Source organism: Microcoleus sp. Pol17C6, from assembly GCF_036701145.1.
In the GTDB taxonomy this organism is placed as follows: Bacteria; Cyanobacteriota; Cyanobacteriia; order Cyanobacteriales; family Microcoleaceae; genus Microcoleus.
Genome location: NZ_JAUBQH010000006.1, coordinates 21,732 through 35,694, shown reverse-complemented (window position 1 = coordinate 35,694; position 13,963 = coordinate 21,732). Strand labels below are relative to the sequence as shown.

Here is a 13,963-nt window from a genome sequence, read left to right as displayed (position 1 = left end):
AGTTAGCCAATTCTCAAGGCCGCGTCTCCGGGGGGCAAGTTATCGGCAAGGTAAGCAGAAGAAAAGTTAATTTCAAAAGCAGCATTTTGAACTGCTGCAGGAGTGGCATTTTGAACCACAGCCAAAGTAGCTCCTCCAAATTGAATGAGTGTGTTGCTGCCTGATTGGGTGAATGAGGTGTTGGATAAAGGGCTGGTCAAGCCAATACGATCGCCATCTCCCGGCCTAAAATCAAGAATTATATCGCTCGTCCCATCCAACTCCAGAATTTCACCCGTAACCCGAACAAACGTATCACTACCGCCACCGCCGGTGAGAGTATCGCTGTCACTATCGCCGATTAAAACATCGTTACCATCGCCGCCGATTAAAACATCGTTTCCTCTGCCACCTCGCAAAACGTCGTTATCAGCATCGCCATTGAGATTATCGTCACCGAGATTTCCGTTGATAATATCGTCGTCAACACCGCCGCTAATGGAGTCGTTACCTTTGCCGCCTCTGAGAAAGTCGTCGCCTTCTTCGCCCGTGAGGGTATCGTTGCCTTGGCTGCCGTTAATTCCATCACCATACGTGGCTTCACCGAGGATGCGATCGTTTGCGCTACCTCCCACTACACCGCCGAGATTTTGCTCATAGTCTTGGGGAGTGACTTGATAGTTGTTCGGGGTGTTGGCCAATCTGAGGGGTCGCAAAGGCAGATTTGCCAAATTGCTAATGTTAATGGAATCGTTAAGGAAATCAACATCGGTAATGATGCTAGAAACCCGACTGGGGACTATGCCGTCAACGACTTTTGCAGTCGAAATGCGATCGCCCTGCTGCACCGCATTCACCGTTTCAAAACCTTGAATAACGTTGCCAAAAACAGCATAATTACCGTCCAAAAATGGCAACTCATCCAAAGCAAAATAAAACTGCGAAGAAGCCGAATCCAAAGCATTAGAACGAGCCATGGCCACAGCCCCGCGAGTGTGCCGCAACTGCGGCGTCTGGGTTACAACTTGGTTGTAAACAGGTTGCGCGGCCCCTTGCGGCTTGATTTCCAAAGGAATAAAACGCGGCTGATTGGTATCCGGGTCAATAAAACTACCCGTTCCCAATTGACTGGCGGGAATTGTAGTATCTCTGCTGCGCGGATCGCCTCCTTGCACCACAAAAGGATCTGGCTGGCGCACAACTCGGTGAAACATCACCCCGTCGTAAATGCCTCGTTCAACTAAGTCAACAAAATTTCCCCCAGTAATCGGGGCATTAGTGCCGTCTACTTCGATCGTAATGGGTTGACCGTTAATTACCTGGACTACTATAGCTTTGCCTGTTAACGGGAGTGCAGCGCTCATGGGTAAATTGCTATTTGAGTGAGTGATCTTTGGGTTTTAGAAGCAATCCGCGAATTGCCCCTACCCATTTAATCAGAAAACTGTAAACTTGTCTTAAGTACAGTTCTACTTCTAAATTTATGATGTCCCGTCGCAAATTTTTTAGCACTTTATTGGCCATTTGTCTAGTTGTTCTAAGTTTCAATTTTGCCGCACCTGCATTGGCCCTCGGTGGCAAGCTTCCGACGGTAAATCAACCAGCGCCAGATTTTAGTTTGCCGACAAACAGCGGCGACGGACAAGTGTCCCTGTCGGATTATCGCGGTAAGTGGCTGGTAGTCTATTTTTATCCGAAAGACTTTACATCGGGATGTACGATCGAAGCGCGGAGATTTCAGGAAGACTTGCCCAAATACTTGGCAAAGAATACTCAAATTATCGGTATTAGCGCTGATGATGTCGATTCCCATGCGGAATTTTGCGATTCCGAAGGTTTGAAGTTTCCGCTGTTAGCTGATATGGATGGTAAAGTGAGCAAAGCTTACGGTTCTTGGATGAGTTTTATCTCGGCGCGCCACAGTTTTATTATTGACCCTGAAGGCGTTTTACGGGAAACTTTTGTGAAGATTAATCCGGCGATTCACTCGAAAGAAGTGTTGGCTCGTTTGGGGGAATTGCAGGCTAACGGGTAATACCATTTTAAATTTTAGATTTTAGATTTTAGATTTTAGATTTTAATAATTGGGCATGGCTGATGAAGCTTGTATTTGTAGTGAGGACTAAAGTCCTCTGTATTTTCAGAGGATTTTAGTCCTCACTACAAACGTTGTAAATCTAAAATCTAAAATCGGCTGTGCCACCATACTCAGTGAGAATTAAACTGGTTCTTGATTGCAACAGAATCGGAAGAAAATTCCTGCTCGGAAAATTTTCTATTTCTGCTAGCAAGGCGGCGTTCCGGGTCAATTCCCTCGAAGGTTGGCGGCAACCAAACTCGGACTACCAACAACACTCCCAAAACCAGCAAAAAAGCGCCTGTTGATAATATTTGAACCCAGGGAGTTTCCAGCACTCCCCGCACGATAACTTCTCGCAAAACAGATACTATACAGACTTCCACAGCCACACCTATCGAAACCCGCTGCTCTTGCAAGTAAATAATTAGCAGCCGAAATAATTCCACTAAAACTAATAAAAATAGAATGTCTGCCGTCACTTGCTGGAAATTCAAAGGAGGCAGCAGGGAGAAAAACATTTCTCGCAGTTCTAGCACCATGAAACAAAACAAACCGATACATAGGGAAATGACAATTAAGTCTTGGACTGTTTCCAGAGCGGTGACTATTAATTGCAGATTCAACCATTGAGGGGGGTGACTAGACGAGTTGTTTAAACGCTTTTCCATTGACATATCCTGCAACTTGTTTGACTTTTTTACAGCTTAATTGAACTTAGGTTAATCTTTGACAATTTACAGGTTTAATCTATTTATCAGTCTCATAAAATTTCGATGGGTTGACAATTTCACACACAGTTTTATTTGCCTCCAGGGTGGCTTGACATTTAGTGATAGTTTATGCTAGATGATGCCTGCAATAAGTAGCTTTGATATCTAAAAAATAGAAGTCTGAATCCTAAAATGCTGCAACTGCTATAAAATAGGAAAATTGTAAAGAATTATTTACCACAGCTTGATAAACTCAAGCTAGTGACTCTCGGCTTTAATCATAAAAAAGCCACCAAGTCAACCGAAAAACCCAAAGTAATCCAGAGAGGATTGAACACCATGGCATTTGAACTCGCACCATTACCCTTCGCCGCTGACGCCCTAGAACCAGCTCATATGTCGGCCAACACGTTTTCGTTCCACCACGACAAGCACCACGCTGCTTACGTGACCAATCTGAATAAACTGATTGAAGGAACGGAAATGGCGAGCAAATCCCTTGAAGAAATTGTCAAGGAATCTGCTAAAGACCCATCGAAAGCAGGCATTTTCAACAATGCAGGTCAAGTTTGGAACCACAATTTTTTCTGGAATTCCCTTAAACCGGGCGGCGGCGGCACTCCGACAGGAGCTTTAGCTGAGAAAATCAACGCTGACTTCGGCAGCTTCGACAAATTCAAAGAAGAATTCAAGACTGCTGCGACAACTCAGTTCGGTAGCGGCTGGGCTTGGCTGGTTGTAGACAACGGCACTTTGAAAGTTACCAAAACTGCTAACGCTGACACCCCGCTAGCACACGGCCAAACTCCGTTGCTGACTTTGGATGTGTGGGAACACGCTTATTATTTGGATTTCCAAAACCGCCGTCCCGACTACATTACTAATTTCTTGGATAATTTGGCTAACTGGGATTTTGCAGCAGCAAATTTGGCTGCGGCGTAGTAGCATCTGAGTTTCAGGATTAAAGTCCTCACTACAAACCTATAAAGTTTGTAGTGAGGAATTTTAAATGAGAATTATTTAACTCACCTTGCTATTAGCAGACAAAAACAGCTTTCAACATTCCTTCGCTTCGGTCTGGTTGCAGTTCAAATCCTAGTTTTTTACAGAGACTCTGCATCTTGTAGTTGCTATTGAGAATGTAGCCGACGATCGCCTCTAATTTCTCTTCCTGACCAATTTGCAGCAGCCGCCTCAATAATTCTGTTCCCAAACCGCGCTGCTGATAGCTATCGCTAACGATCAGGGCAAATTCGGCTTCGTTTTTGCCGTGGAGTTTGCTCAGACGCGCTACTGCCAAAATCCGGTGTTCTGAGGTTTCCGGGTCTTGACGATCGGCTACTAACAGCATTTCGCGATCGTAGTCAATAAAACAAATCCGGGTCAAACGTTCGTGAGCGATGCGGTGCTTTAACTTTACCATGTGAGCGTAGCGCAAATACACGCTCTCTTCCGAAAGTTCTTCGTGGAACAGCACCATCAGCGGCTCATCTTCTGGGCGAATCGGACGGATAGTGATGGGACGATCGCCGTTAGTTGACCATGTTTGAACGTATTGCGTAGGATAGGGGCGAATCGCGGGAGAAATGGGGTTTTCTGTTGTCTGGAGAACAACGCGGGCATCAAGAGCGATCGCACCTTCAGGAGAAACCAACAGCGGATTAATATCAATCTCGGCAATTTGAGGTTGCTCTACAATCAGTTGACTGAAACGAACTAATAACTGTTCGAGTTGTACCATGTCAATTGCCGATCGACCGCGCACTCCTTGCAAAGCTTTATAGATGCGCGTTTGCTCCATCATCCGCCGCGCTAGGGTGGTATTTAAAGGCGGAAGTGCCAGCGATCGATCTTGAAATACTTCCACTAATTGCCCGCCGGAACCAAACAGCATCACCGGTCCAAATTGTGGGTCGATACTGCTACCCAAAATTAGTTCATAGCCTTCCAAATGCACCATCGGCTGCACGGTTACGCCGAGAAACGCTGCAGGATCGATCGCCCTTACCCGCTGGGCGATCGCCTCAAAGGCACTAATTACAGCCTTAGCATCGCCTAAATTTAGTTTTACGCCCCCCACATCGGTTTTGTGAGTAATCGTCTCAGAATGCAGTTTTAGCACCACTGGATAACCGAGGATCTCGGCAATTTCTACAGCTTCGCGCTCGCTGGTGGCGATGGATGTGGCGATGGTGGGAATCCCGTAAGCTGCCAGCAACTGTTTTGATTCGTACTCGGTTAATAGAGTGCGATTGTTTTGGCGGGCGGCAGTCAAAATCTTCGCAGCAGTAGCACACCCGGAAGTCTCGATTTCGCAATCAGCGGGGAGAGATGGCGTTTCGTAGATAGCGCGCAGGTTGTATGTGTACCGCCACATATAGTTGAATAACCTGACGGCGGTATCGGGATAGGGGAAAGTCGGAATATTTGCCTGATTGAGAATTTGCGTTCCCGCTGACACTTCCACGCCCCCCATCCAGCTTGCTAATAAGGGCTTTCCGAGTTGGCTGTAAGACTTGAGTTTTTCTGCGGTTTGGGTGGGATTTGTCATCGCTTGCGGCGTCAGGATGACCAGCAATCCGTCACTATTGGGATCGGGAGCGACCACTTCTAGAGTTTTGGCGTAACGATCGCTACTAGCATCGCCCAAAATATCGATCGGGTTGTGATGACTCCACTGAGGCGGCAAAAACTCATCAAGCTGCTGCACCGTCTCCGGTGCCAGATCTGCCAGGGCTCCGCCGTCGCTAATTAAGGCATCAGTGGCGATCGCCCCTGGGCCTCCGGCATTGGTGACGATCGACAGGCGGTTGCCCTGCGGTCGCGGTTGCTTGGCCAGAATTTCTGCCATGTCGAACAAATCGGAAATTGTATGTACGCGCAACGCGCCACAGCGGCGGAAAGCAGCGTTAAGCACGTCATCGCTGCCGGTCAAAGCTCCCGTATGAGAAGCGGCGGCTTGCGCGGCGGCGGCGGTACGTCCTACCTTGAGAATGATGATCGGTTTGTCGATCGCCACTGGGCGGGCGGCGGACAGGAACGAACGAGCATCACCCATAGATTCCATGTACAAAACGATACTGTGAGTATGGGGATCGTCCCCGAAATACTCGATCAGATCGCCCCAACCGACATCGAGCATAGAGCCGATCGACACAAAGGCGCTAAAACCGACATTTTCCCCCAAACTCCAGTCGAGAATTGAAGTACAGAGGGCGCCGCTTTGACTGATGAAGGCAACATTACCCGGACGGGCGATCGTACCTGCAAAAGTAGCATTGAGCCCAAGCACGGGATTCATCACGCCGAGGCAATTTGGGCCGATAATCCGCATTCCGCCCCGACGCGCCTCGGCCATAACTTGCTGTTCTAAAGCCTCCCCAGCCGCACCAATCTCTTTAAAGCCAGCAGAAACAATAATTGCTCCTTTCACCCCAGCAGCGATACATTCGCGGATCACTTGCGGCACCCCAGCAGCAGGCGTAGCAATCACCGCCAGATCCACTACTTCCGGGACGCTAGCAATGTCAGGATAAGACTTGAGCCCCAAGACACTGCGGCGCTGCGGATTCACCGGAAAAACTGTTCCGCCAAAAGGACTCCGAATCAAGTTCCACAGCAGAGTACGTCCGACGCTTCCTTCTCTCTCTGTTGCGCCGATTACAGCCACGGACCGAGGCCTAAAAATCCGATCGAGCGGATGACGCTGTTCTTTCCAAATATCGTGAGCCGGATCGCTCGCAGTGCTTTGATTTCTTGAATTTATCTGCATAATACCCTACTTCAATTAATCAGCAATTAATATTGCTCTGCTTTCTCTTACACTTACCGCATCCAATCCGAACTCTTTTTCTACTTGTTTTCTGCTTTTTATTCAGCTTATTCGGCTGTTCGCGGTTTCTGAAAAAAAAATCTCATTGCGCGTTTCCGACCCACCCGCCCTTAAACAACATTTCCGTTGTCAAAGTGTTAGTTCGGGAACCAATTTGGTCAGAGCTTCCTTAACAATTCAAGAGGATGTTCTGCCTACTACCTATCTTAATTCTTTCCACGGAATTAACAAGTCAACTTTTGTAACAAGTAGCGAACCGGGTAGTTAAAATATTGAAATTAAATATATAGTAGATGTAGTGGTCGAAGAAAAAAAGATCGATCGCTAACAAAAAATTGAGGTGAAAGCAAGCTATGTTTGCAGAATGGCACGGCTTTACTGAAGGCAACTGGACAAACGAAGTCAACGTCAGAGACTTCATCCAAAAGAATTACACCCCCTATGAAGGGAATGCAGAATTTCTCACAGCACCAACCGAAAAAACCCAGCAGCTTTGGCAAAAAGTTCTGGAATTAATGAAGCAAGAGCGCGAAAAAGGTGTATTGGATGTTGATACAAAAGTTCCCACATCTATCACGGCTCATGCAGCAGGATACATCGATCGCGACTTAGAACAAATAGTAGGTTTGCAAACAGATCGACCTTTGAAACGCGCGATTATGCCCTTTGGCGGAATTCGCGTGGTCAAGGCTGGTTTAGAAGCTTACGGCTATCAGCTCGATCAGCAAACAGAAGAAATATTTACGAAATATCGCAAAACTCATAACGATGGTGTATTCGATGTTTACACGCGCTCGATGCGTCTGGCGAGACGTTCTGGTATCATCACAGGTTTGCCAGATGCCTATGGACGCGGGCGGATTATCGGTGACTATCGGCGCGTGGCTTTGTACGGTGTCGATCGCCTAATTGATGATAAAAAAACACAGCAAGAATCGCTCGAACTAGACGCGATGGACGAGGCAACAATTCGTTTGCGCGAAGAGTTATCCGAGCAAATTCGGGCATTGTTTGAGTTAAAAGAAATGGCTGCTAGCTACGGCTTTGATATTGGCCGTCCGGCGGCAAACGCACGAGAAGCTGTCCAGTGGGTGTATTTTGGCTACTTGGGAGCAGTGAAAGAACAAAACGGGGCAGCGATGTCTCTCGGCCGCGTATCGACGTTCTTAGACATTTATTTCGAGCGCGATTTGCAAAGTGGCGCGAGTTCCGAAGTGGAATTGCAAGAACTGATCGACCATTTTGTAATGAAACTCCGCATGGTGCGGTTTTTGCGAACTCCCGACTATAACGCTCTGTTTTCTGGCGATCCAACATGGGTAACAGAGGCGATCGGCGGTATCAGCGATGACGGTAGAACATTGGTAACTCGTAACAGTTTCCGATTCTTGCACACTCTCTCAAACCTCGGTACTGCACCCGAACCAAATCTCACCGTGTTGTGGTCGGAAAACTTGCCGGAAAACTTCAAAGAATTCTGTGCGAAGGTATCCAGCGACACAAGTTCGATTCAGTACGAAAACGACGATTTGATGCGTCCTCAATACGGCGATGATTACGCGATCGCCTGTTGTGTCTCCGCGATGCGAATTGGCAAGCAAATGCAGTTTTTCGGCGCGCGAGTTAACTTGGCCAAGACTTTGCTCTATGCGATTAACGGCGGTAAAGATGAGAAGTCCGGCGACCAAATCGCGCCGCAGTTCCCAGCGATTACTACCGAATATCTCGATTATGACGAGGTAAGAGCGCGGTTCCATGACATGATGGCGTGGTTGGCAAAAACGTATATCAATACGTTGAATGTCATTCACTATATGCACGACAAATACTGCTACGAACGGCTGGAAATGGCATTGCACGATCGCGATGTTTACCGGACAATGGCCTGCGGAATTGCCGGATTGTCCGTGGTGGCGGACTCGCTCTCGGCGATTAAACACGCTAAAGTTAAAGTGCTTCGCAACGAGCAAGGTTTAGCCGTAGATTACTCGATCGAAGGAGAATATCCACAATACGGCAATAATGACGATCGCGTAGACAGTCTAGCCATCGAACTCGTGCAAAGCTTCATGAACGAAATTCGCCAGCACAAAACCTACCGCGGCGCTGTAGCGACTCAATCGGTACTCACGATTACTTCTAACGTAGTGTACGGCAAAAAAACTGGTAGCACTCCCGACGGACGTAAAGCAGGCGAACCCTTTGCTCCCGGTGCTAACCCGATGCACGGCCGAGATTCCTGTGGGGCGATCGCATCCTTATCTTCTGTAGCAAAACTGCCTTACAGTGATTGTCAAGATGGCATATCGAATACTTTTTCGATTCTACCGCAGGCCTTGGGCAGAATGGAGGACGATCGGACTAATAACCTAGTTAGTCTTATAGACGGTTACTTCCACGATGGCGGCCATCACATTAATGTTAACGCGCTCGATCGGCAAACATTACTAGATGCGATGGAACATCCAGAAAACTATCCCCAGCTAACAATTCGCGTCTCCGGTTATGCGGTTAATTTCATCAAACTTACCCGCGAACAGCAATTAGATGTGATTAAACGCACGTTCCACGAACGGGTATAGCTTCTGACTTCGCTCAGCTACCAACCTAAACGCTGTCTGAGCAAAGCCCAAACTCAAACTTCGACTTCGCTCCGTTAACGATTTAACCGCTGGCTGAGCGGAATCGAAGGCCAAACTAAAACTTTAACTTGACGGCTGACTAAGCGGAGTTGAAGCCAAGCAAAATTCAAAACCAAATCAATGTCTGGAATTGGTCGCATTCATTCAATCGAAACATTTGGTACCGTAGACGGCCCCGGAATCCGGTTTATCGTCTTCACCCAAGGCTGTCCTTTACGCTGTCTTTACTGTCACAATCCCGACTGCCACAATTCCCACGATGGTAAAGAAGTAACCGTTGATTATTTAATCGATCAAATTACAAAATGTAAATCCTACCTGCGGAAAGGAGGCGTTACAGTCAGCGGCGGCGAACCGTTGATGCAGCCGGATTTTGTCAGAGAAATCTTTAGTCGCTGTCATCAAATGGGATTGCATACAGCCCTAGACACATCAGGATTCTGTCTTTTAGAAGTGGCTAAACCGGTTCTGGAAATGACCGATCTGGTTTTATTGGACATCAAATCCTACATTCCAGAACTGTATTACAAAGTCACCAACGTTTCCATCGAACCAACTTTAGCAATGGCTAAATATCTCAGCGAAATTGGCAAACCGACGTGGATTCGGTTCGTTCTAGTTCCTCACCTCACAGATGCCATCGAAAACGTAGAAAAACTAGCGAATTTTATTGCCAATCTGAACAATGTGGAAAAAGTCGAAGTATTACCATTTCATAAAATGGGAGAATACAAATGGGAACAATTAAAACTGGATTACGAACTCAAGGATACACCTCCAGCTTCACCGGAACTCGTGCAACAAACAGTTGATATTTTTCGCAGTCGCGGCGTCAATGCGATCGGAGCTAGCGGTATATAATAATAATTAAAAGACCGCGTTCACAACTCACCAACAATCTTGAAATTATCTGCGTCGATCTGCGGGTTCCCTACCAATAAAAGATTGAGGCAATAATTTTCCCGAAATAAACATCAGGAAAAACAACATGAAAGTTACCAATTTAGAAGAATTAGAAGTCTTAATTCAAAAAGTAAAAGCAGCCCAAGCTGAATTTGCCACCTACACTCAAGAACAGGTCGATCGCATATTCAAGCAAGCAGCTTTAGCCGCTAATGCCGCCCGCATTCCCTTAGCCAAGGCAGCAGTCAAAGAATCGGGAATGGGAGTCATCGAAGATAAGGCAATCAAAAATCATTTTGCCTCGGAAATGATTTACAACAAATACAAAAACGACAAGACTTGCGGTATCATCGAGTCCGATCGGCATTTTGGCTACGAACGCATTGCCGAACCCGTGGGAGTGCTGGCGGGAATCGTTCCTGTAACTAACCCGACTTCCACCACCATCTTCAAGTCTTTAATAGTGCTCAAGACGAGAAATGGCATTATATTTTCGCCCCATCCCCGCGCAAAATCCTGCACGGCTGCGGCGGCAAAAATCCTCCTCGATGCTGCTGTAGCTGCCGGAGCACCACCGGATATTATTGGGTGGATTGATGAGCCAACTGTGCCACTTTCCCAAGCTTTGATGCAGCACCCCGATATCAAACTAATTTTGGCAACTGGCGGGCCGGGAATGGTAAAAGCTGCCTACTCTTCAGGGCATCCCTCCCTCGGTGTCGGCGCGGGAAATACTCCCGCCATCATCGATGAAACCGCCCACATCCAAATGGCTGTCAGCTCAATTTTGCTCAGCAAAACTTTCGACAACGGCACGATTTGTGCTTCGGAACAATCGGTGGTTGTTGTGGATGAGGTGTACGATGCAGTGCAACTGGAATTTATCAAGCGCGGTGCTTATTTCCTCAATGCTGAAGAACGAGAAAAAGTGCGGCAGGTAATCTTAATTGATGGTCGATTGAATGCCGAAATAGTCGGACAATCGGTGCAAAAGGTGGCGCAGATAGCGGGTTTTGTAGTGCCGTCAAACATCAGGGTTTTGATTGGAGAAGTGGAGGCGGTTGGTAAAGAAGAACCCTTTGCTTGTGAAAAACTTTCGCCGATTCTCGCCATGTATCGCGCCAAGGACTTTACTGAAGCAGTAGACAAAGCCGAAGCGCTGATAATTTTTGGCGGACACGGACATACTTCTGTACTCTACACGGCTCCGCACAATCAGAACCACATTCGTTATTTTGAAAGCAAACTAGAGACTTCGCGGGTGCTGATTAATACGCCTTCTTCTCAAGGTGCGATCGGCGATTTGTACAATTTCCGCCTCGATCCCTCCCTTACCCTCGGTTGCGGTAGCTGGGGCGATAATTCCATTTCTGTCAACGTCACACCCCATCACCTGCTGAATATCAAAACCGTAGCAGAACGGCGCGAGAATATGCTCTGGTTCCGCATTCCTCCCAAGATTTATTTTAAGTCGGGTTGTCTTCCTGTAGCTTTGAGGGATCTTGCAGGTAAGAAACGTGCTTTGATCGTGACGGATAAACCTTTGTTTGAATTGGGATTGACTAAGGAAGTCACAGATAGTTTGGAAGAAATCGGCATCGATCACTACACATTTTACGATGTGGAACCCGATCCTTCGCTCGCTACTGTTCGCAAAGGTTTAGAAATCTGCAATAGTTTCCATCCAGATGTGATTATTGCCTTTGGTGGTGGCTCGCCGATGGATGCTGCTAAAGTAATGTGGCTGATGTACGAGCATCCAGAAATTGAGTTTGAAGGATTGGCGATGCGGTTTATGGATATTCGCAAGCGGGTATACGAACTGCCGCCTTTGGGATCGAAGGCAATTATGGTGGCAATTCCCACTACTTCGGGAACGGGTTCGGAAGTCACGCCTTTTGCGGTTGTTACGGATGAACGATCGGGGATTAAGTATCCGCTTGCAGATTATGCTTTGACTCCGAGTATGGCGATCGTCGATCCAGAACTTACACTGAATATGCCCCGGAAACTGACTGCTTACGGCGGCATTGATGCGCTAACCCACGCTTTAGAAGCTTATGTTTCTGTGTTGGCTTCTGAGTATACAAATGGTTTGGCTTTAGAAGCGATTCGTTTGCTGTTTAAATACCTGCCCAGCGCTTACAAAAATGGTGCTAACGATCCGAAAGCGCGGGAGAAAGTACATTATGCTGCTACGATCGCCGGGATGGCATTTGCTAACTCTTTTCTGGGGGTTTGTCACTCAATGGCTCACCAATTAGGTGCAACTTGCCATGTCCCTCACGGTTTAGCGAATGCGCTGATGATTTCCCACGTAATTCGCTACAATGCCACGGATGTTCCGTTCAAACAAGCGATTTTTTCTCAAAACAAGTATCCTAACAGCAAGTGGCGTTATGCTCGAATTGCGGACTATCTGAATTTGGGCGGCGATACAGAAGATGAAAAAGTTGAGAAGTTGATCGCAGCGGTGGAAGCTCTCAAGCGTGAGGTAGATCTTCCTAGCACGATTCAGGAGGCTCTTGCCAGTCAGGGAATGAGTGATGATTTCTTTTTTGCTCGCGTTGAGGAAATGGCCGATCGCGCTTTTGACGATCAGTGTACCGGAGCGAACCCCCGCTATCCGCTGATTGAAGATTTAAAGCAACTTCTGCTGCAAGCGTATTCTGGCGGCGACACTTCTGAACTCAATCGACAGTTAACTTTAGTTTAATCGGCGCGGTGCAATAGATTTCTCCAGAAAAGCCTGTCAATGGGGGGGCAGGATGCCTAACCCCTAATCCCCACAGTTTCTGGAGAAATCTAACCCAGGGCCTGGCTGTGAAAATAAACCCCGAAGCGGATCAAAATACCAAGTAGGGGTTGAAATATTTTGAAATTGTGTTATAATTTTAGAGGTAACTATTTTACGAATTTTGTAGTTTTAGTGGCTGTTCGCGCGATGACCTCTTCACCAACCATAGCACCCGTTCGATCGAGTCAAGTTACCCGCAAACCTTATCCCAACTATCGGGTAATAGTTCTTAACGACGATTTCAACACATTCCAGCACGTTGTGGAATGTTTGACGAAATACATTCCGGGGATGACGAGCGATCGAGCTTGGAAACTCGCCAACCAAATCCACCACGAAGGCCAGGCCACAGTCTGGGTTGGCCCGCAAGAGCAAGCAGAACTTTATCATATGCAATTGAGCCGTGCCGGACTGACAATGGCTCCGCTAGAGTCAGCTTAACATTTTTTAATTAACAGTTACAATACTTACTTTCAAATTTGCCAAAATGGCAACATCACTTCATCCTCTTGATTTAGATTATGTGTCAATACACCTAATCTTTTACTCAAGTAGGAGAATTTTATGAATCATCCTTTTGATCTAGATATTGCTGATCTCGAAGCAATTGATTTGGATTTTGAAGAGACGTTAACTGATGAACAGGCCGCCCACATCGGAGGTGGAATTCGTTTCACGACTCTGGCTCTAGGTGAAGAAGGTGGGGGTGGTCCGATACAGTGTATCTCAGCTCCCTGTCCGGGAAGTGAAGGAGGAGGAGGATTTCCTCCCAAGCCTATTCCCATTGACCCTCCGATGACCACTCTGGCTATAGGTGAAGAGGGTGGAGGACCTTACACAAAAGCTTGGTTTGAAGGCGGTGGAGGCCCTATTTATTGGTAATCTCATTCCTGGCGACAATGGTAGAGATTCTGCCTAATTCCTGAAATCTTCCACTTATTTCTGTAATAAGACTTTCAAAGATTCAGCCTCATTCGAGTGTTTTTTTTCAAAGTTTTTTTCAATATATAAAAAGTTGCA

10 protein-coding genes are annotated in these 13,963 nt (G+C 47.0%); 7 read left to right on the top strand and 3 right to left on the bottom strand.

Going from position 1 to position 13,963, the window contains the following annotated elements; genetic code table 11:
- Window positions 1-2: 2 nt before the first annotated feature.
- Window positions 3-1,343 carry a peptidylprolyl isomerase gene (locus tag QUA25_RS04830; RefSeq protein WP_333036019.1) on the bottom strand — a complete coding sequence of 447 codons (1,341 nt, stop codon included), beginning with the start codon at window positions 1,341-1,343 and terminating at the stop codon, window positions 3-5.
- 119 nt (window positions 1,344-1,462) lie between these two features.
- Here QUA25_RS04830 and QUA25_RS04825 point away from each other — a divergent pair, with 119 nt between their 5' ends.
- Window positions 1,463-2,014: a peroxiredoxin gene (locus QUA25_RS04825; protein WP_333036017.1), complete on the top strand. Its 552-nt coding sequence runs from the start codon at window positions 1,463-1,465 to the stop codon at window positions 2,012-2,014.
- Window positions 2,015-2,187: 173 nt separating this feature from the next.
- Here the strand turns inward: QUA25_RS04825 and QUA25_RS04820 are convergent, their stop codons facing one another.
- A complete protein-coding gene (locus QUA25_RS04820) occupies window positions 2,188-2,727 on the bottom strand; it encodes a phosphate-starvation-inducible PsiE family protein (protein WP_333036015.1) in 540 nt (179 codons plus the stop codon).
- 381 nt (window positions 2,728-3,108) lie between these two features.
- Here QUA25_RS04820 and QUA25_RS04815 point away from each other — a divergent pair, with 381 nt between their 5' ends.
- Complete coding sequence (locus QUA25_RS04815; protein ID WP_333036013.1) at window positions 3,109-3,711, top strand: superoxide dismutase; 603 nt, start codon at window positions 3,109-3,111, stop codon at window positions 3,709-3,711.
- 94 nt (window positions 3,712-3,805) lie between these two features.
- Here the strand turns inward: QUA25_RS04815 and QUA25_RS04810 are convergent, their stop codons facing one another.
- Window positions 3,806-6,541 (bottom strand): bifunctional acetate--CoA ligase family protein/GNAT family N-acetyltransferase, encoded by a 2,736-nt coding sequence (locus QUA25_RS04810; RefSeq protein ID WP_333036012.1) that lies wholly within the window; start codon window positions 6,539-6,541, stop codon window positions 3,806-3,808.
- Between the two features lie 413 nt (window positions 6,542-6,954).
- On the opposite strand from QUA25_RS04810, the gene pflB reads away from it, so the two are divergent.
- The 5 genes from pflB to QUA25_RS04785 all read left to right on the top strand — a co-directional run bounded on the left by pflB (window position 6,955) and on the right by QUA25_RS04785 (window position 13,825).
- Window positions 6,955-9,183: a formate C-acetyltransferase gene (gene pflB / locus QUA25_RS04805; RefSeq protein WP_333036010.1), complete on the top strand. Its 2,229-nt coding sequence runs from the start codon at window positions 6,955-6,957 to the stop codon at window positions 9,181-9,183.
- 180 nt (window positions 9,184-9,363) lie between these two features.
- Window positions 9,364-10,104: a pyruvate formate-lyase-activating protein gene (gene pflA / locus QUA25_RS04800; protein WP_333036008.1), complete on the top strand. Its 741-nt coding sequence runs from the start codon at window positions 9,364-9,366 to the stop codon at window positions 10,102-10,104.
- Between the two features lie 127 nt (window positions 10,105-10,231).
- On the top strand, window positions 10,232-12,862 hold the full coding sequence (gene adhE, locus QUA25_RS04795; protein WP_333036005.1) for a bifunctional acetaldehyde-CoA/alcohol dehydrogenase: 2,631 nt from the start codon (window positions 10,232-10,234) through the stop codon (window positions 12,860-12,862).
- Between the two features lie 228 nt (window positions 12,863-13,090).
- Entirely contained in the window at window positions 13,091-13,384 is a 294-nt protein-coding gene (gene clpS, locus QUA25_RS04790) for an ATP-dependent Clp protease adapter ClpS (RefSeq protein WP_015178834.1), read from the top strand.
- 123 nt (window positions 13,385-13,507) lie between these two features.
- A complete protein-coding gene (locus QUA25_RS04785; RefSeq protein ID WP_333036002.1) occupies window positions 13,508-13,825 on the top strand; it encodes a hypothetical protein in 318 nt (105 codons plus the stop codon).
- Window positions 13,826-13,963 lie beyond the last annotated feature (138 nt).